Here is an 18,205-nt window from a genome sequence, read left to right on the forward strand (position 1 = left end):
TTGTTATGTTCTCATGTTACATAAAAAGTTTATTATAAGGAAGTTTTAATTATTTTTAACAATTAGTTATGAAGGAAAATTCTTTTGAATTTCTACTTGAAAAAAAAGTTAAAACCATTATAATAGAATTTGTCTTGATAATTTAAATAGGTCCGGTGGCGATAGCGAGAAGGTCACACCCGTTCCCATACCGAACACGGAAGTTAAGCTTCTCAGCGCCGATGGTAGTTAGGGGCTGTCCCCTTGTGAGAGTAGGACGTTGCCGGGCTGTTTAATAATAAATTGCTATTTCGGAGGATTAGCTCAGCTGGGAGAGCACCTGCCTTACAAGCAGGGGGTCGGCGGTTCGATCCCGTCATCCTCCACCAACATTTTTTCGCGTTAGCGAAAATAATGTACCTTTTCATTTTCTGTCTTAACATATATGCCGGCCTAGCTCAATTGGTAGAGCAACTGACTTGTAATCAGTAGGTTGGGGGTTCGAGTCCTCTGGCCGGCACCATTTTAGATTTAGAGCCATTAGCTCAGTCGGTAGAGCAACGAGCAATTCATCTATGAATTTGCTGCGAGTTGTACCCATCGAGCTGCTGCTTGAGTTAACTTTCTGAGGTGGGGACATCGTAGATGCTTTTTATCTCAAAGTTGAAAATTTGATAGCAGCGCATATTTACTTCAGAGCCATTAGCTCAGTCGGTAGAGCATCTGACTTTTAATCAGAGGGTCGAAGGTTCGAGTCCTTCATGGCTCACCAAAGTTCTTACGATGTAGGGAAAAATATCTTTCTTTAATATACGTCAGTAAAAAGAACTTATGATTTTAACATGCGGGTGTGGCGGAATTGGCAGACGCACTAGACTTAGGATCTAGCGCCGCAAGGCGTGGGGGTTCGACTCCCTTCACCCGCACCAAGAAAAAATAATATATCTGCTTTTTTAATCGATTAATTTTGCGGAAGTAGTTCAGTGGTAGAACACCACCTTGCCAAGGTGGGGGTCGCGGGTTCGAATCCCGTCTTCCGCTCCATTTATTAGCCGGGGTGGCGGAACTGGCAGACGCACAGGACTTAAAATCCTGCGGTAGGTGACTACCGTACCGGTTCGATTCCGGTCCTCGGCATTAAAGTTTTTTCACAGTAGTGGAAATGACTGTTATATTGCGCCCGTAGCTCAATTGGATAGAGCGTTTGACTACGGATCAAAAGGTTAGGGGTTCGACTCCTCTCGGGCGCGCCATGTAACGGGAAGTAGCTCAGCTTGGTAGAGCACTTGGTTTGGGACCAAGGGGTCGCAGGTTCGAATCCTGTCTTCCCGACCACTATGCTATAATGATGGGGCCTTAGCTCAGCTGGGAGAGCGCCTGCCTTGCACGCAGGAGGTCAGCGGTTCGATCCCGCTAGGCTCCACCAATAATTATTCACACAACGAAATAAATTGAATATATTCATTCTTATAATGGCTCATAATAAAAGTGAGTATTTATCATATTATATTTGGCGGTGTAGCTCAGCTGGCTAGAGCGTACGGTTCATACCCGTAAGGTCGGGGGTTCGATCCCCTCCGCCGCTACCAATATTTTACCACAAAAGCTTTATTGGACCTTTAGCTCAGCTGGTTAGAGCAGACGGCTCATAACCGTCCGGTCGTAGGTTCGAGTCCTACAAGGTCCACCACTATTTTTTGCATAAGCAAAACAACCTATAATATTTCGGAGGAATACCCAAGTCTGGCTGAAGGGATCGGTCTTGAAAACCGACAGGCGGGTTAAACCGCGCGGGGGTTCGAATCCCTCTTCCTCCGCCATATCACCAATTTTACTATTAGCGCAGGGTGGAGCAACAAGCGTTACTTCACTGAGTAAACTGCGAGTTGTACCGATTGAAGTTCTTCCTCGAGTAAGCATACTGAAATCGGGACAGTCATTAAGCTATCTAGTAGCATGCGCTTATCTAGATATATACTATTAGCGCGGGGTGGAGCAGTCTGGTAGCTCGTCGGGCTCATAACCCGAAGGTCGCAGGTTCAAATCCTGCCTCCGCAATCGAGTAGTTTCAATAAAGTTGAAACTACTTTGGTCCGGTAGTTCAGTTGGTTAGAATGCCTGCCTGTCACGCAGGAGGTCGCGGGTTCGAGTCCCGTCCGGACCGCCATTTACTTACATATGATGGCTCAGTAGCTCAGTCGGTAGAGCACGATGAATAAGCGGCAAGGATAAGCATCCAGCGCACTCATCGAGCATCATCTTGAATCAACTTTCTGAGATGAGGGCGAAGGACATTCGGAAAATGTGTTATAGGAATTTAATATTATTACGGCTCAGTAGCTCAGTCGGTAGAGCAAAGGACTGAAAATCCTTGTGTCGGCGGTTCGATTCCGTCCTGAGCCATCAAAGTTTTTTTACGAAGCATAGTGTAGTAAAAAAACTTTCACTATGCGGGTGTAGTTTAATGGTAAAACCACAGCCACGAGCAAAGCTTCAATGATTTATCAACGAGTTGCCTCGACGATATGACATCCTGAAAAAGCAAGAAGAGTTAGAGGCATGAAAGAAGGCCAAAATAAGGGAAGATAAAATCTAGTATAATTCAATAAAAATGCGGGTGTAGTTTAATGGTAAAACCACAGCCTTCCAAGCTGTTGTCGTGGGTTCGATTCCCATCACCCGCTCCAAAATGGGCCTATAGCTCAGCTGGTTAGAGCGCACGCCTGATAAGCGTGAGGTCGATGGTTCAAGTCCATTTAGGCCCACCATCTTTGCTTTTTTAATTTATGGAAGCTAGAACGCATCGTATTCCGCGGTAGCTCAGTGGTAGAGCAATCGGCTGTTAACCGATCGGTCGTAGGTTCGAATCCTACCCGCGGAGCCATATGGAGAAGTACTCAAGTGGCTGAAGAGGCGCCCCTGCTAAGGGTGTAGGTCGGGTAACCGGCGCGAGGGTTCAAATCCCTCCTTCTCCGCCATTTCTGGCCCGTTGGTCAAGTGGTTAAGACACCGCCCTTTCACGGCGGTAACACGGGTTCGAATCCCGTACGGGTCATAAAAAAAGCTGTTGACATTAGGTCAGCAGTTTTTTTTATCGTACTATACTAATGATACGCTTTTTTTGGCTCTGAAATATTTATTGGGATTTAAAAATAGTTTTAAGGACAAAGCATATAAACTCCCGATTCTGACGAGAATCTAATAAGATTAGAGTAACGACATAACACTATCACTCGTACTTTAGATTAAGGGATAGAGAAGGGGATAAAAGGGCGCTAATGGTAAGATACATCTTCATCATTAGCGCCCTTCTTTCATCGGTTACCGAGCTCTTTTTTCATCCGTGCAATCATTAATAATTCAGCGGCGTCACGTTTATTTAAGCTGTTAAAAATCGTAATTAACTCTTTTGCTTCTGCCGTTAGATTCACTATTTCATTCGAATCTGTGTCGTTAGTGGATCCTGTATTTTTGGAGGGACTGATTGCTGGTTTACCATCCTGGATCACGATATTTCCACTATTAAACGTTGAATCCACTATGTATTCCTCTCCATCTAGCAGCCAATCTGCCGTTACTTCAAATTCCTTGGCAATAGCATAAATGGCTTTGGCGCCAGGTAAAGATTTCTTTTTCTCGCTTTCCCAGTCTCCGACATTTCCAGCGGACACACCAATTCTTTTTGCAAAAGCAGCCTGAGATAATCCATGTTTTTCTCTTAAAAATTTAATTCGTTCTCCAATATTTTCGATGTTTTTCATCAATTTTTTCTCCCTTCGTACGAAAATACGTGTTTATATACGAAAATTCGATTATTTTTGTTGACTCGCACGCAAAAACGTGTATAATTTTAATTAGCAAATGATATTTGTCCACCGGTGCTAAATAGCTGCAAATATTTTTTGTGAAATGAATTTTTGAGTATTCTTAATTTTATTTGTTTGACACCCAAGTTAAAGTGCTATGAATAATGTGTTTTCTTAAGAAGAGCTTCTTGCATGCTGTTTTGATTCAGCTTGAAAAAGGCATACGTATGTCTACATTGGTTTGATTTTATTTACACGTATATGCGTGTTTATTTGGTTGCACCTTCATATCAGTATCACAAACAAAAGGAGCTTTGCTCACTCATACTTATACTGTTTTAAATTCAGAGAGGGGTTTCATATACCGACTGCTCCACACAGGTTTATTAGAGTGTCCCGCTGTCAGATGAACAGGGGGAAACGGATAGCAACTCTGTTCCATTCATGGTATGAAACAAAAGCTTCAAAGCCATTCGGATAAATTGTCTATTTATTTTGCTGCTATTAGCTTTACATTGCAGCATAAGGCGACTAGGAGTTACGCTGTTCTTTCGATGTTCTTGGTGTGTTGTAACAAATGTTGTTGGGGCAATCTGTATTACTCGATCCACTTTAAGGTATTTTGAGAGACGCTACAAAAAGATTAAAAAAATAATGCCATTTGACTGCCCCAATGATCGCAGGCTTGCCACCTGCCTATTTTACTGTGCTCAAAGTGAGCAATGATAAACAACTTGTTTTAAACAAGGAGTGATTTGATGCAAATTGGCATGATTGGTTTAGGGAAAATGGGATATAACCTTGCGTTAAACTTAGCAAACAATGGCCATTCTGTCTATGGTTTTGATCGATCTAGCGAAGTGAGAATAGCAGCAAAAGATAAAGGTCTACATATTGTGGATAGCATCGAGCAAATGCTGGCTAGTTTGCCACATCCAAGAGTGGTATGGGTCATGGTACCTGCAGGGAAATCAAGCGAAATGGTGATAGATGGACTCCTCCAAAAAATGAAAGCGGATGACATCGTGATTGATGGAGGAAATTCGCATTATAAGGACTCCGTCCGGCGTGCAGCCCAGGCTGATGAAAAGGGAATTGATTTTTTAGACGTTGGAACATCCGGAGGCATCGCTGGTGCCAATGGAGGAGCCTGTTTAATGATCGGTGGCAGGCGCGACGTTTTTGAACGGCTGGAACCAATATTTAAAGCAATTTCCATTCAAGGAGGTTGCTTATATGCGGGGGAATCTGGGAGTGGCCATTTCTTAAAAATGGTTCATAACGGAATTGAATACGGTTTTATGCAAGCGATTGGCGAGGGCTTTCAAGTGCTGAATCAAAGTCGCTATGATTTTGATTTGGCAGAAGTGGCTTCAGTTTGGAACAATGGTTCCGTCATTCGCAGCTGGCTAATGGAACTGACTGAATCTGCCTTAAAAAAAGATGCTGAACTTGAACATATTCGTGGAATGGTGGCATCGTCAGGCGAGGCAAAATGGACGGTAGAAACAGCCTTTGAGTTAGAAGTTCCTGTACCGGTTATTGCCTTGTCGCTTATGATGAGAAATCGTTCTTTAGAAGAAGATAGCTTCTCAGCAAAAGTGGTCGCCGCCCTGCGAAATGAATTTGGGGGACACAGTGTGGTAAAGAAGTAATTTAGTATAAATATGATGGTTTCACTTCTATTTTAATGGAGGGAGGAGAGTATTGCAGTAGTTTGTGAAATAACTAACATTTTAATTATACGAGGGAGTGATTAAACAAATGGCAACACTTTCCGTTGGTCAAGCACTAATAATAGCCATTTGGGTAGCGATTGTTATGTCCCGTGGGATTGGCTATGCTACCTTAACTTTGCGCTTTAGCCCATTAATGACAGGTCTGGTTGTGGGGATAGTGACAGGACATATAACAGAAGCAATGATTATTACAGCAGCTATTCAATTGGTTTATATGGGAGCGGTAGCGCCAGGTGGAGCTTTACCGAGTGAACCTGCGATTGCCGCAGCTATTGCTGTAACTGTCGCTGTACTAGGTGACTTCACTCCAGAAAAGGCAGTGGCGATTGCTGTGCCAGTTGGAATTTTAGGCAGCTATGCTTATCAATTTCGCTTCTTTTTAAATACGTTTGCATTACGCATATTGGACAAGTATGCAGCAGAAGTCAATGACAGAGGAATTTTTACTTCCGTAATCATTATTCCAATTGTAATAAGCTTTATTCTTTATGTTCCATTAGTGTTTGTGGCTCTTTACTTTGGAGCACCAGTTGTTGCTGATTTTGTTAATTCTATTAGCGATGGTCCGGTTATTCACGTTTTAGAAGTGGTTGGCGGTGGTCTTGCGGCTCTTGGAATTGCTGTTATTATGCACGTAATTGGCAAAAAGGAATTACTTTTGTTTTTCTTCCTTGCCTATTTTATGAGTGTTGCTTTAAAAGGGCTGGAAATCAACACGGTAACTTATGCGATTTTCGGAGCCATTTTAGCTGGTCTATATGTGTTATTCACAAGAAAAAAGGAACCGGCGTAAAAACTTTAAAGGTGGGATGACAGATGAATACGGAAGAAAAGAGGCAAACTCCGGAGAATTATCCAGAGCCAATCACCAAGAAAGATTTGCTTAAAGCTTGGTCACGATGGTGGTGGGCAAATGAAATTCCTCATACATTTGACAGAATGGTCGCGCCATCGTTTTTATTTGGGATGATGCCAATTTTAAAGAAATTATATAAAGATAAAAAGGATTTAAGCGAGGCGTACCAAAGACATTTATTATTCTTTAATACGCAAGCGATTTGGGGTGGAGGGACGCTGACTGGCATTACAGCATCTCTTGAAGAATCCCGTGCAAAAGCATTTGCTGAAGGGAAGGAAGATGAAGCGCCAAGCCCTGACATGATTAACAATACAAAAGTAGGATTGATGGGAGCTTTAGCTGGTATTGGAGATGCAATTGACTCTGGTACTGTTCAATATATTTTTATTGCCATAGCTTTGCCATGGGCAATGGCAGGCAGTCCAATTGGTGCATTGTTTCCGTTCATTTGCTTCACGCTCGTCACATATTTGTACGGCTACTATTTTGTTAGAATGGGCTACGGCTTAGGTCGCAATGCCGCAAAAGAAATTTTAGCTGGAAGCCGAATTAAAACGATGATTGATGCATTATCTGTGCTTGGATTATTCATGATGGGGATCTTGGCCGGATCGTATGTAAAAGTGAGTAGTTCACTCTCTTTTACACTATCTGAAAAGGAATTCGTTCTGCAGGATATTTTGGACTCGATTTTACCAGGTTTATTGCCGTTATTAACCGTATTGGGTGTTTATTTATACTTTGATAAGAAAGGATTCAATATTACAAGAGGGCTATTATGGCTAACTGGTACATTAATTGTCCTTGGTGCGCTTCGGATTTTATAAGCTTTTGTTTTTAAAACTGTAATGGAGATTTAATGATCTGACGTGGGCGACTTACTTTTGTTAAGTTTCCTACAGAATAAAGGAGCGGGAATATGGCAAAGCGTGCGATTTTAGTGATTACGCATGGGGAGTTCGGCAAGGAGCTCATAAAAAGTGCGGAAATGATTATGGGACCGCAGGAAAATTTATGTGCATTAGCTCTTAAACCAAGTGCATCAGTAGATGATTTGCGTGAAGAAGCTAGTAAGATTGTAGTGGAGAATGAAAAAAAGGGATTAGAAACAGTCATCCTTGTCGATTTGTTGGGGGGAAGTCCGTCAAATGTATCGTTATCTCTGCTGAGCAAGTTTGAGTTGCATATATTAACTGGAGTCAATATGCCCATGTTAATTGAATTATTGACTTTGTTTCAATCAGAAGAAGATACAACAAAATTAATCGAAACGGTGAGAGGGACAAGTGTTGCTGGAATCTATCATTTGAATCGGAACTTTATAAAGAAGTAAATTTTTAGTGTCGAAAGGGAGGTCTGTATGGGGAAAATTAACTTGGTAAGGGTTGACGAGCGCTTAATTCATGGACAAGTCATGACAAAATGGTCAAAAGGTTTGGGTACGAATGCGCTTTATGTTATTGATGATGAAACAGCAGCAGATGAATTTATGAAAGATATTTATATTAATACGAATTCGTCATCTGGGCTGAAGATTCAAGTATACAGCAATAAAGAGGTTGTGGAGAAATGGAATCGTGATCAATTTGGAAATGACAGCGTTGTTCTATTATTTAAACATATTGCCAGTGTGAAAGAAGCTGTTGAAAGCGGGCTTCCCGTTACTAGGCTTAATATAGGGGGAGTTTCTAAAAAAGGAGATGCCCAATTTGTGATCCCAACCGTCGCTTTAACGAATGATGATGTTGAATGTTTAAAGAGTCTAGATGATAGAGGGATTGAAGTTTTTTTTCAAACTGTACCAGATAGTAAAAGAGTTTCTTTAGCTGAAGGATTAAAAGCGATTAAAAAATAACGATGAAATTCAAATTCACCTTAGTTAGTGCCTTGCTCTACAAAATAAGATATTTCTTCAGTTTGATAGAAGTAGAAAGGGATAAAAGCAATGGGAAATAAAATTGCAATTGTCAATTCAAGTAGTTTTGGAGAAAAGTGCCCTGGGCAACTAGAGCGTCTTAAAACACTTGGGGAAGTTGAAAGATTTACCTTTCATATAGATATTCCGGGGAAAGAATTAGCTGAAAAATTACATGGCTTTAATATCATTATTTCTAGTGTCACTCCTTTTTTTACGAGAGAATTTTTTGAGCATAAAGACGAAACGTGGATTATTTCACGGCATGGCATTGGTTATAACAATATAGACATTAAAGCAGCGACAGAAAAGGGTACAATTGTGACAGTTGTGTCCGCTTTAGTAGAAAGAGATGCAGTAGCTGAAAATGCCGTTACGAACTTGTTGGCAGTGGTAAGGAAGACGGTTTCAGCCGCGACAGCAGCAAAAGAAGGACGGTGGGTTGAGCGGGCTCAGTTTGTCGGACGGCAAATCACTGATAAAACGGTTGGTATTATAGGATTAGGAAATATAGGAAGTCGGGTTGGTGAGATTTTTAAATATGGATTTAATGCTAGATTACTTGCTTACGATCCTTATCAAACAATAGAGCAGTTAGAGCAAAAGGGAGCGGAAGCTGTTGCATTAGAGGAGTTATTAATTCAGTCCGATATTATTTCATTAAATGCATATGTTGATCAGAAAAGCTATCATCTTCTCTCTGATCGAGAGTTTGCCTTAATGAAAAAAGGCGTATACATCACTAATACAGCACGTGGAGAATTATGGGAGCAGGATGCTGTGTTGCGTGCGTTGGAGAGCGGTAAAATCGCTGGACTGGCAACAGACGTTTTAGAAGGGGAACCAGTTGATAATACTCATCCATTTTTTAAATATGACAATGTTCTTGTAACGCCCCACACTTCGGCATATACAATGGAATGTTTGAGAGGAATGGGTGAGAAAGTAGTTTCTGATGTTGAAAGGGTCATTCAAAAAGAGCAGCCGGATAACGTGGTAAATACTGAATTGTTTCGAGGTAATTTATCATAGGAAAGTACTGAGTAAACATCTATTCAAACGAAAGGAGAATCAGCTTGGAACTTCCATCTTTAGTTATTTTTGATATGGATGGCTTAATGTTTGATACGGAAAAATTGGCCTATGAAGCGTGGCAGATGACCTCTCACTATTATGGCTTCCCATTTGAAAGAGCGCTATTTGAGCAGTTTATTGGGATTACTAATCAAGATATTATTCGTAAAATGGCTGAGTATTATCCAGATCAACCTGTGCAGGAATGGCGAGCATATATGCGTTTTCAAAAGTATGAATTAGAACATTCGTTTATTAAAGGGCCTCGCTTTAAAAAAGAAGGGTTGGACGAGTTGCTTCAATTTTTGAGATCCAAAGGTATAAAGATTGCGGTAGCATCATCCAGTTCGGTTGAGGTAATCAATAGATTTCTAACGATTTCGCATACACTCCCATTTATTGATTTATATGTTTCTGGAGAGGAAGTGGCACGAGGTAAACCAAGTCCGGATATATTTCTCGAAGTTTGCACTCGGGCAAAAGTGAATCCGAAGGCCGCCATCGTACTTGAGGATTCACCTGCGGGAATCGAGGCAGCTTATAAGGCAGGAGTCCAAGCATTTTTTGTACCGGATTTTGTAAAGGAATCGGAAGTGATCGACAGATTCTCACCGAAAACGTTTGAAACGTTAGCTGCTGTCGAAAAGTACTTCCGTTTAACATCATGTTCTTCAAAAACAAATTGAGAGAGGAGGGGAACGGATGCCTAAAGTATTAATCACTCCACGCTCATTTGGAAAGCACAGTGATGAAGCGAAAAGGATTTTAATTGCGAATGGTTATGAAGTTGTCGAAAATCCATATGGAAGGATTTTGACCGAAGAGGAAATGAAAAAGGAAATCGCTGATGTCGATGCAGTTATTGTTGGTATTGATCCTTTGAATGGGGAGGTGCTTTCGTGCGCCAAAAACTTAAAAGTGATTTCAAAGTACGGCGTAGGTACAGATAATATTGACATTGAGTTTTGCAAGGGGCATAACATTCCAGTAACCGTTACCCGCAATGCAAATTCTGATTCAGTTGCAGATTTTACGTTCGCCCTTATGTTAGCGATTGCGAGAAGAGTAGTGGAAATAGATAAATCATGCCGTGCATTGAATTGGGGCAAAAAAGCAAGTATCGGTGTACACGGAAAAACACTTGGTGTCATCGGTACAGGTGCGATTGGAAGGGGTGTCATTAAAAGAGCGTGTGGCTTTGAGATGAAAATTCTTGCTTACGATGTTTATCCAGACGATGAATTTGCACAAGAGTACGATGCAACCTATGTTGAATTTGAAACGCTTCTTAAAGAGAGCGATTTTATTACCCTGCATTTGCCTGCAACACGGGAAACAACTGATTTACTCAGTGAGAAGGAATTTAGCATGATGAAGGAAACGGCTGTGCTGATCAACACAGCTCGCGGAGAACTTATTGATGAAGACGCGCTTTATGATGCTTTAAAAAATAAGCGAATTTGGGGAGCTGGACTTGATGTTTTCAAGAAGGAACCACCTGAAAAAATAGAACTGCTTGAATTGGAAAATATAATTTTAGGAGCGCATGCGGCCGCTTCAAGTGTGGATGCGGTTAATAAAATGAGCTTAATGGCAGTAGAAAATATTCTAGCCAATTTTAAATAAACATAAGGGATGAACATTCATGGATAAAATTGAAGTTTTGGCAAAGATGAAAGAGGAAAAAGTTATCGCAGTCATTCGTGCGCCAAATGAAGAACAAGGATTCCTTATCAGTGAAGCTATTTACCAAGGAGGCATTAAATTTTTAGAGTTAACGATGACCGTTCCAGGGGCGTTGGAGCTTATCAAAAAATTATCGGAAAAGTACGCTGGAGAGGATGTCATTGTTGGTGCCGGAACAGTGTTAGACTCTGAAACAGCACGCCTTGCCATTTTAGCAGGAGCTAAATTTATTGTTGGTCCAAATCTTTCACCTGAAGTCATTACGATGTGTCATCGATACCGAGTTACTGTAATGCCGGGTGTGATGACTCCGACGGAAGCATTATCGGCATTGGAACTGGGAGCAGATGTCATTAAGGTCTTTCCAGGAGGAGCTTTCGGACCAAGTATCATTAAAGATTTTAAGGGACCGCTTCCACATGGGAACTTCATGCCTAGCGGCGGTGTCACGGTAGAAAATGCAAATGAATGGATCAAAAGTGGTTCTTATGCAATCGGAACAGGCTCAAGCTTAACAAAAGGGGCGAGCATAGGAGATTACGAGGCAGTAACGAGAGAAGCAGAAAAATTTGTTGCGATTGTGAAATAGGGAAAAGAAGCTGTGTCAAAAGGTTGTTAAAAGGTACTGCACCCCAGAAGTTAGAGTTAATAATCTAACCTCTGGGGTGCAGTACCAAAAGGACTTTTTGATATCAGCTTTTTTTGCCTTGAAAATCGGATTATTATGCTCATTCACTAATAATAAACAATATTACCATTGAATCTTCTCCTCATTTTTAGCAATTATAATCCTTTATTGTTATAGTCCGAAACAACGCTTGTTATTTAATTAAAGTGGCAATATTAAAATTGCCTTCCTTTCATAAAATAGAATAGAATGGAAAGTACAAGTCATACTTTAAGGAGCGCTCAGACGATGTATGAACTAAAAACAAAAGAAAATAATCAAAGTGTTCTAGAGTTTATTGAAAATGTGGAGAGTCCGAAAAAAAGAGAGGACGCATATCGATTACTGGATATTTTTTCAGATGTAACAGGTTATAAAGCGAAAATGTGGGGACCAAGTATGATTGGATTTGGCAAGTATCATTATAAATATGCTTCCGGGCATGAAGGTGATGCTCCCTTGGTGGGCTTTTCTCCACGTAAAGCGAAAATTAGTTTATATTTTGCGCCGGGCGAGTCAAAAAGAGATGAGTTACTTAAGAGATTTGGAAAACACACGACAGGCAAGGCGTGTGTTTATATTAATAAAGTGGCAGATATTGATGAGGAGGTTCTAAAGGAGTTAATTGCCGCATCAGTTGAATTTTTGAGAGAATTGTATCCTTCTACAGCTGAATAGAAATGAAATAAGGAGAAGTCTTTCATCGCTGAAAGACCTCTCCAAATTCGATCGAGCATCAAGAATTAATTTTTCCCATTTACGCTTCCGTTGCTATTTCCTTTTTTGACGATATTTAATTTTCCTTTCGCTTTAGCGCGAGTTATATTGCCAAAGCTGTCTGTGACATTCACTTCGATTACAGCTCCCTTGCCCTCGATATTATTTGGAACCGTCCAATAGCCAACATAATGTCCATCGTCCGTTTCCATCATCGGCAATTCGGTTGCATTTTGGACATCACCAATATCGGTCAATGGCATTAAGATGGAGAACCTTGCTTTTAAATTCGGTTCGCTATCAAACTCAATGACGACTGTCTGACCAACTGAGACATCCCGATCCTTTGTAGGAGTTAAGTTCGCAATCGTTGGTGCGCTATAATCGACTTCAACAGTAATTGATTTAGATTCAGAATTTCCTGCTAAGTCGACGGCCTTCACTTCGATATTGTTCGAGCCTTCCTCTAATAAAATTCGTTTTGCGTAACGGCCGTCAGTAACAGTAGCTTTTTGCCCATTTACTTCGACATAATCTAAATGGGAGTCGACTACTTCGCCTTCAACTGTAACGGTTTCGCGATTGATCTTTTCCCCGTTTGTTGGGCTTGTGATCGTTAGTTGAGGTGCTTCTGTATCGAGAATGACGGTGACAGTTTCAGATTCATTTGCTCGTTCTCCATTTAAATAATTGACTGCTTGTAGTTCATTTTCACCTTCGCTTAAAGTAACTGGAATTTTAAATGTACCATCTTCTCCAACTGTTACTTCTTCAACTTCCTCACCGTTATTCAGCAAAGAAATGGTTGTTGTAGGTGATGCTTTCCCTTCGACTTCGATCGCTGGTTCATTTGTCATGTAGCCATTGGAAGGGGAGGTGATTTGAACAGCTTGAACCTCATAATCCACTCGAGCGCGAATCATATAATTTCCTTCACTAGAAGGGGATGGGGACCAAGTGCCAGCAACTGATTGGAAACTTCTCCCTGCGTTTGGTCCGTTTTCATCGGTAGCCAGGCCAGGAGTATTGGGATTCGCTCCAGTTTGGACGTATACCATGTAGAAATCACCCGAAACCTGGATATTTTCGTCACGAAGATCTACAATAGTCCATTGGTTTAAATCGCGAATCGCTTCTGCTTCAACAGGACCTGCTAATTTCTTGCCAGGTAGGCCGTCGGGACCTGTAGCATCCCAAACTTCAACGGCAAACTCAGTAGCTCCAGGAGATGGCCAATCCGTTCCATGGAATTGGAAAACACCATCTGTTACAATCGCCTCTTCTTTACCTTCTGGCAGGGACATGCGGACACCCCATTTATTCCCCGCATCGTAATAGGCACGAGCATTTTCTGGAGTGCCATCATCGTAGCCAATTTCTCCGCCAGGATAAGTGAATAGAGGCTCAAGTTCGATATTTACCTCTTTATTTTCATCAAAGCTCACTTCTAATTCTGTTCCAATAAATCCTCGTGCAGCAACTTTTAACGTATACGTGCCTTCATAAGCAGTTAAGCTATAGTTTCCGTCAGCATCTGTTTGTACTGGCGTTATATTGGCATCCTCCACAAGTAAGAGGGTTGCACCTTCGACTGCTTCTCCAGAATTGGCACTTGTAATGGTTCCGCTAATTGTTGCTTTTGGCAGTTCCTCAAGCACAAAATTAGCAGTTGAAACTCGATCGGCTTCAACGGTTACAGCTTGTTCTTCTGAACGGAAACCATATGATTCAGCAACCAATGTAAAATTACCGGCTGGATGAATGAAAGAAAAGCTCCCATCTGCTGGGTTTGTTCCTACAGATCTGCCATTTTCTAATACAGATACTCTTGCACTAACAGGCAGATTTGAAAGTTCCTTTTCAATTAATTCTACTTGATCGTTTTTAGATAGATTTGGACGAATTTTATTTGGGTCCACCTTTTCAGCATTTTTTCCTTTTGTTGTATCCTTCGCTGTTTCTTTTGGTATTGTAATGCTGCCAGCAGGCTTCTTTATATTGATGGATGTATTGGATAAGGCTACATCATCAATATACCAGCCATCTCTGACTACACTGCTGTCTGTATCTAGATTAAAGGCAACGTAGACTCTATCACCAGCATATTGGGATAAATCTATTTCAACTGGGGACCATGCGTTTTGAATATTCGTTAGACGTAGCGCTTGTGTCCATTGTTGCATATCAGTTGAGATAAAGACGTGTGCGAAGTCCCAATTGTTCTCAATGTTGTACCAATGCTCGAACTGCAGATAGGCATTGCCTTCAGGTAAATCAATCGGCGGCATCAGCAATGTTGAATTTTCATTGTTGTTATAGGTTCCTTCAGGATTAGTGGCATATACGTATTCACCTGAAACTGCTCCACCAGGACCGGAAGTAGGGATGCCACGAGCCCAAGAATTGTTTTCTCCATAACTAGTCCAACCAGCGGGCTCTGATTCAAAATCTGTTGAATATCCGATAGTGATTCCACCTATGACATTTGTTTCGTATTGTTCACTGGTTACAGAATTATTTCCAAAATCGTTCACTGTTACCGTATAGCTGAGTGTTCCTTCTACCACATCTTCTCCTGGAATAGTGGCAACAAAGGAACCGGACCGGAAGTCACCGGATGTTCTTTTAGCTTGAACTGAGCCTTCCTTTCCTTCTGAATTAACATAATCAACAGTGACAGAAGTAACACTAATATTGTCACTTGCCAAAACGGTTAGGTCTAAATCCATTTTTGAGTAAACTTCCTCGGAAGGAGTATGTTCAAAGACAGGTGCCTCTGTATCTTCTCCTTCCATCGTTACAGAGCCTTCAATCGTCCCTAATCCCTCAATTATCGATGAAACTGCATCAAAAGCATTGACTAGACCATGGCCAAATCCATTATTCGGGGACTCTGGATACTGGCTATTGGTTAGAGGTGTTGCTGTATCGAGTAGCAATTCTTCAAGTTCATCAACAGATAAACTGGAATTTGCCTGTAATAATAAGGCGACAACGCCGGCAACAGCCGGACCAGCCATCGATGTTCCATTCCATCCTCCTTCATAGCCACTTCCTGGTACAGATGAACGTATGTTGACACCAGGAGCTGAAATTTCCGGTTTGATTTCATTGTATGGAGAAGGGCCTCGTAATGAAAAGCTTGCTAAATTATTGTTTGAATCAGTTGCCCCAGTAGCAAATGATTCAGGGTAGTTAGCAGGTACTGCAACAGATCCCGGGCCTCCTGGATTCGTTAATGTTGTATTTCCTGCAGAGAATTCTGGGAAGATGTCAGCAGCCCGCCATGCTCTTACAATATCGCGATACCATTCATCTAATCCTCTACCACCACCCCAAGAGTTATTGACAACATCTGGAGCTTTCGTGATATCTCCACCAGGAGCTAGCATCCATTGACCAGCTGCGATAAGCTGAGCATCTGTCCCACCTCCAGCAGCGTTTAAGGCTTTAGCATGAATAAACTTTGCTCCTGGAGCAACCCCAATTTGATTTGCCCCATTTGGCTCGCTTCCGACCATCGTACCGGTAACATGAGTACCGTGACCATGATCATCGTATGCAGCAGCCCGTCCGTTTACCGCATCAAAGAAGCTATACGTGTGGTCTACTTCACCTGTGGCGGCATTGTACCCTCTATATTTTTCCTTTAATGCTGGATGGTCCCATTGTGAACCTGTATCGATTGCGCCGACAACGATTCCAGATCCGTCGATTCCAAGGTTCCAAACATCAGGTGCGCCGACTCTCTCGACGTTCCATTCGATATTTTGAACCTTGGATTGAACAGGTTCAGCTTTTTTATCAACGGTCGCTTCAATCAATTTTCTTTCTTCGTTGGGAAGTAATTTTTCAACTTCTTGAAAATGAGCAATTTTTTCAGCGACTTCTTTTGTTCCAGTAACGGCAATGGCATTGACGATATAAAACGATTCATAGTTACTGACAGCGCCTTCTTCTAATTGTTTATCGAGGAATTGCTTCACATTATCTTGTGTGGTTAATGCAGTATATTTAAGTTCGGAAACAACAGCTGATCGTTGTGCATATTCAATGTTTGTTGATGATAATCCATTCTTTTTTGCCGTGCTAGCTGCGTTTTTAGCAACTTTTTGTACATCTGCTTTTTCTTTGAATTTTACTAAAAATGTTATTTTCCCTTTGTTCTTTGTAAATTCTTCAATGAGGTGCGTGCTTATTTTCGATTGAGCGATTTGATTACTGTTCTTTAATGCTCGACTAACTTCCTTTGTTTCAGCGAAACCTGTACTTGGTATTACTAAAGACACAAGCATTAGAAATGTGAGTAGAATACTTAAATATCTCTTCAACCTAGCTCCTCCTCTCGAATAATTGCTTTTGTGTAGCGAGATGTACGATCCTCCTTTCCACTTTGTTTGCATAATGTCAAATCATGAATGTTACAAATTACTATATAGGCTGAGAAGGAGAAATCCTGTCGAATTATAGCGATTAAATGTCAGAAAATTCAAAAACGGTAGATTGGTAATGTCTTCCTTTCGGTTATCAGTAATTTATTCCCTGTCGTTTTTAGTTCCTTTGTCTGTAATTCCCCTGTAAATTGGATGTAACGTTACAGTCATATAAAGAGTTTTACAAAAAATGAAAAGAATGAACTATATGAAATTACTAAAATATGTAATAAAAATAAAATAGTAGTAATTTATTCCTTGTTTTTACAAATGTTTAGTAACCTGTCAAATTTCGATGAGAGAATCTGTCGATTATGGTGGAAGCGAGAAAGGGGACAAAAAAGAGAGGTGTCTAATCACACCTCTCAAATCCTTGTCTATTAATTGATGAAATAATCAATGAATAGTCCAATGGTTAATAGAAACCCAAAGATCGTGTTCGTTTGTGCTGTGGATTGCATTGCGGGCATCATCTGAATCGGTAAAGTTTTACCGATAAATCCTTTTGTTGCTTTTACAGCTTTTGGAACACTTAAAACGACGAGAGCTAACCACACGGAAGAATGGCCGATCATCATTAATGCGAAGATCCAAGCGTAGGAGACGGTAAACATGGCAGCTAATAAAAAGATTGCATGTTTCCTTCCTAATAAAATCGCAAGTGTTTTTCGACCGAATTCTTTGTCGCCGTCTAGGTCCCGGATATTGTTGGCTAATAGGATGGCCCCAACAAGGATAAAAATTGGCACTGAAATTAAGACACTTGCTGTTGTGACCGTGCCAACCTGGATATAAAAACTAATTAAAATAATTCCCATTCCCATAAAGAAGCCGGCGAAAATTTCACCAAATGGCGTATAGGCAATTGGCAGTGGTCCCCCTGTATAAAGGTAGCCAATAATCATACAAAATAATCCAATGGCAGCTAGCCACCATGATGTATTCATGCATATATAGATGCCAATTAAAATAGAGATTCCGTAAAGGCTTAATGCAATTTGCATAATTGTTTTCGGCTTGACTCCATCACGAACGATGGTACCGCCTATACCGACGGATTCTTCTGTATCTAGCCCTCTTTTATAATCGTAGTACTCATTAAACATGTTTGTGGCAGCTTGAATGAGTAAGCTGGCTACAAGCATCGCCAGAAATAATCCCATATGAATCGTTGTTTCATGGATTGCCAAAGCCGTTCCTAGTAAAACGGGAACGAATGCAGCTGTCAACGTATGGGGCCTAGTCAGCTTCCACCAAACCCTCCAGCTTTTGTTTGGAGACACAGGTGGGTAACTTATCTTTGTCTCTGTTTGCATGTCTCTCCCTCTCC

13 protein-coding genes, 20 tRNA genes and 1 rRNA gene are annotated in these 18,205 nt (G+C 41.1%); 31 read left to right on the plus strand and 3 right to left on the minus strand.

Features of this window, described 5'->3' with window-relative positions:
* The first annotated feature begins 151 nt into the window (after window positions 1–151).
* From rrf to NST02_RS07395, 21 genes are all read left to right on the plus strand, one after another.
* Window positions 152–268, plus strand: a 5S ribosomal RNA gene (gene rrf, locus NST02_RS07295).
* A gap of 24 nt (window positions 269–292) precedes the next feature.
* Window positions 293–368 (plus strand) — tRNA-Val (locus NST02_RS07300).
* 58 nt (window positions 369–426) lie between these two features.
* Window positions 427–502, plus strand: a tRNA-Thr gene (locus NST02_RS07305).
* 173 nt (window positions 503–675) lie between these two features.
* Window positions 676–751, plus strand: a tRNA-Lys gene (locus tag NST02_RS07310).
* 72 nt (window positions 752–823) lie between these two features.
* Window positions 824–908, plus strand: a tRNA-Leu gene (locus tag NST02_RS07315).
* A gap of 40 nt (window positions 909–948) precedes the next feature.
* Window positions 949–1,023 (plus strand) — tRNA-Gly (locus NST02_RS07320).
* Between the two features lie 7 nt (window positions 1,024–1,030).
* A tRNA-Leu gene (locus NST02_RS07325) sits at window positions 1,031–1,116 on the plus strand.
* A 39-nt stretch (window positions 1,117–1,155) separates the two neighbouring features.
* A tRNA-Arg gene (locus NST02_RS07330) sits at window positions 1,156–1,232 on the plus strand.
* A 5-nt stretch (window positions 1,233–1,237) separates the two neighbouring features.
* A tRNA-Pro gene (locus tag NST02_RS07335) sits at window positions 1,238–1,314 on the plus strand.
* A 15-nt stretch (window positions 1,315–1,329) separates the two neighbouring features.
* Window positions 1,330–1,405 (plus strand) — tRNA-Ala (locus NST02_RS07340).
* An 86-nt stretch (window positions 1,406–1,491) separates the two neighbouring features.
* Window positions 1,492–1,568, plus strand: a tRNA-Met gene (locus NST02_RS07345).
* A 24-nt stretch (window positions 1,569–1,592) separates the two neighbouring features.
* Window positions 1,593–1,669 (plus strand) — tRNA-Ile (locus NST02_RS07350).
* Between the two features lie 37 nt (window positions 1,670–1,706).
* Window positions 1,707–1,799, plus strand: a tRNA-Ser gene (locus NST02_RS07355).
* Window positions 1,800–1,963: 164 nt separating this feature from the next.
* A tRNA-Met gene (locus NST02_RS07360) sits at window positions 1,964–2,037 on the plus strand.
* A gap of 32 nt (window positions 2,038–2,069) precedes the next feature.
* Window positions 2,070–2,146: transfer RNA gene (locus NST02_RS07365), tRNA-Asp, on the plus strand.
* 163 nt (window positions 2,147–2,309) lie between these two features.
* Window positions 2,310–2,382 (plus strand) — tRNA-Phe (locus NST02_RS07370).
* Between the two features lie 210 nt (window positions 2,383–2,592).
* Window positions 2,593–2,666, plus strand: a tRNA-Gly gene (locus NST02_RS07375).
* Window positions 2,667–2,670: 4 nt separating this feature from the next.
* Window positions 2,671–2,747, plus strand: a tRNA-Ile gene (locus NST02_RS07380).
* A gap of 41 nt (window positions 2,748–2,788) precedes the next feature.
* Window positions 2,789–2,863: transfer RNA gene (locus tag NST02_RS07385), tRNA-Asn, on the plus strand.
* Window positions 2,864–2,866: 3 nt separating this feature from the next.
* A tRNA-Ser gene (locus NST02_RS07390) sits at window positions 2,867–2,957 on the plus strand.
* Window positions 2,958–2,962: 5 nt separating this feature from the next.
* Window positions 2,963–3,034: transfer RNA gene (locus tag NST02_RS07395), tRNA-Glu, on the plus strand.
* Window positions 3,035–3,293: 259 nt separating this feature from the next.
* On the opposite strand, the gene NST02_RS07400 is transcribed toward NST02_RS07395, so the two are convergent.
* The gene (locus NST02_RS07400) at window positions 3,294–3,740 is read right to left on the minus strand and encodes a helix-turn-helix domain-containing protein (RefSeq protein ID WP_137744754.1); all 447 of its coding nucleotides are present in this window, start codon (window positions 3,738–3,740) and stop codon (window positions 3,294–3,296) included.
* Window positions 3,741–4,543: 803 nt separating this feature from the next.
* Between NST02_RS07400 and gnd the strand changes: the two genes are divergently transcribed.
* The 10 genes from gnd to NST02_RS07450 all read left to right on the plus strand — a co-directional run bounded on the left by gnd (window position 4,544) and on the right by NST02_RS07450 (window position 12,403).
* Window positions 4,544–5,440: a phosphogluconate dehydrogenase (NAD(+)-dependent, decarboxylating) gene (gene gnd, locus NST02_RS07405; protein ID WP_095312576.1), complete on the plus strand. Its 897-nt coding sequence runs from the start codon at window positions 4,544–4,546 to the stop codon at window positions 5,438–5,440.
* 109 nt (window positions 5,441–5,549) lie between these two features.
* Window positions 5,550–6,317 carry a PTS mannose/fructose/sorbose/N-acetylgalactosamine transporter subunit IIC gene (locus NST02_RS07410; protein ID WP_095312579.1) on the plus strand — a complete coding sequence of 256 codons (768 nt, stop codon included), beginning with the start codon at window positions 5,550–5,552 and terminating at the stop codon, window positions 6,315–6,317.
* 23 nt (window positions 6,318–6,340) lie between these two features.
* Window positions 6,341–7,210, plus strand: a complete 870-nt coding sequence (locus NST02_RS07415) for a PTS system mannose/fructose/sorbose family transporter subunit IID (RefSeq protein WP_095312581.1) — start codon at window positions 6,341–6,343, stop codon at window positions 7,208–7,210.
* Window positions 7,211–7,302: 92 nt separating this feature from the next.
* On the plus strand, window positions 7,303–7,716 hold the full coding sequence (locus tag NST02_RS07420) for a PTS sugar transporter subunit IIA (RefSeq protein WP_095312584.1): 414 nt from the start codon (window positions 7,303–7,305) through the stop codon (window positions 7,714–7,716).
* 27 nt (window positions 7,717–7,743) lie between these two features.
* Window positions 7,744–8,238: a PTS system mannose/fructose/N-acetylgalactosamine-transporter subunit IIB gene (locus tag NST02_RS07425; RefSeq protein ID WP_095312587.1), complete on the plus strand. Its 495-nt coding sequence runs from the start codon at window positions 7,744–7,746 to the stop codon at window positions 8,236–8,238.
* A 90-nt stretch (window positions 8,239–8,328) separates the two neighbouring features.
* Window positions 8,329–9,330 carry a D-isomer specific 2-hydroxyacid dehydrogenase family protein gene (locus NST02_RS07430; RefSeq protein ID WP_095312589.1) on the plus strand — a complete coding sequence of 334 codons (1,002 nt, stop codon included), beginning with the start codon at window positions 8,329–8,331 and terminating at the stop codon, window positions 9,328–9,330.
* Window positions 9,331–9,374: 44 nt separating this feature from the next.
* Window positions 9,375–10,058: an HAD family hydrolase gene (locus NST02_RS07435; protein ID WP_095312592.1), complete on the plus strand. Its 684-nt coding sequence runs from the start codon at window positions 9,375–9,377 to the stop codon at window positions 10,056–10,058.
* A 16-nt stretch (window positions 10,059–10,074) separates the two neighbouring features.
* Window positions 10,075–10,998 carry a phosphoglycerate dehydrogenase gene (locus NST02_RS07440; RefSeq protein ID WP_095312594.1) on the plus strand — a complete coding sequence of 308 codons (924 nt, stop codon included), beginning with the start codon at window positions 10,075–10,077 and terminating at the stop codon, window positions 10,996–10,998.
* Between the two features lie 19 nt (window positions 10,999–11,017).
* Window positions 11,018–11,647 (plus strand): bifunctional 2-keto-4-hydroxyglutarate aldolase/2-keto-3-deoxy-6-phosphogluconate aldolase, encoded by a 630-nt coding sequence (locus tag NST02_RS07445; RefSeq protein ID WP_095312597.1) that lies wholly within the window; start codon window positions 11,018–11,020, stop codon window positions 11,645–11,647.
* Between the two features lie 327 nt (window positions 11,648–11,974).
* Window positions 11,975–12,403 (plus strand): DUF1801 domain-containing protein, encoded by a 429-nt coding sequence (locus NST02_RS07450; RefSeq protein ID WP_095312600.1) that lies wholly within the window; start codon window positions 11,975–11,977, stop codon window positions 12,401–12,403.
* 65 nt (window positions 12,404–12,468) lie between these two features.
* Here the strand turns inward: NST02_RS07450 and NST02_RS07455 are convergent, their stop codons facing one another.
* Together NST02_RS07455 and NST02_RS07460 are read right to left on the minus strand one after the other, a co-directional pair.
* Entirely contained in the window at window positions 12,469–16,737 is a 4,269-nt protein-coding gene (locus NST02_RS07455; RefSeq protein ID WP_142946953.1) for a S8 family serine peptidase, read from the minus strand.
* 518 nt (window positions 16,738–17,255) lie between these two features.
* A complete protein-coding gene (locus NST02_RS07460; RefSeq protein ID WP_095312606.1) occupies window positions 17,256–18,191 on the minus strand; it encodes a 1,4-dihydroxy-2-naphthoate polyprenyltransferase in 936 nt (311 codons plus the stop codon).
* Between the last annotated feature and the right edge of the window lie 14 nt (window positions 18,192–18,205).

Origin of the sequence: Robertmurraya sp. FSL W8-0741 (assembly GCF_038004005.1) — a bacterium.
In the GTDB taxonomy this organism is placed as follows: Bacteria; Bacillota; Bacilli; order Bacillales; family Cytobacillaceae; genus Robertmurraya; species Robertmurraya siralis.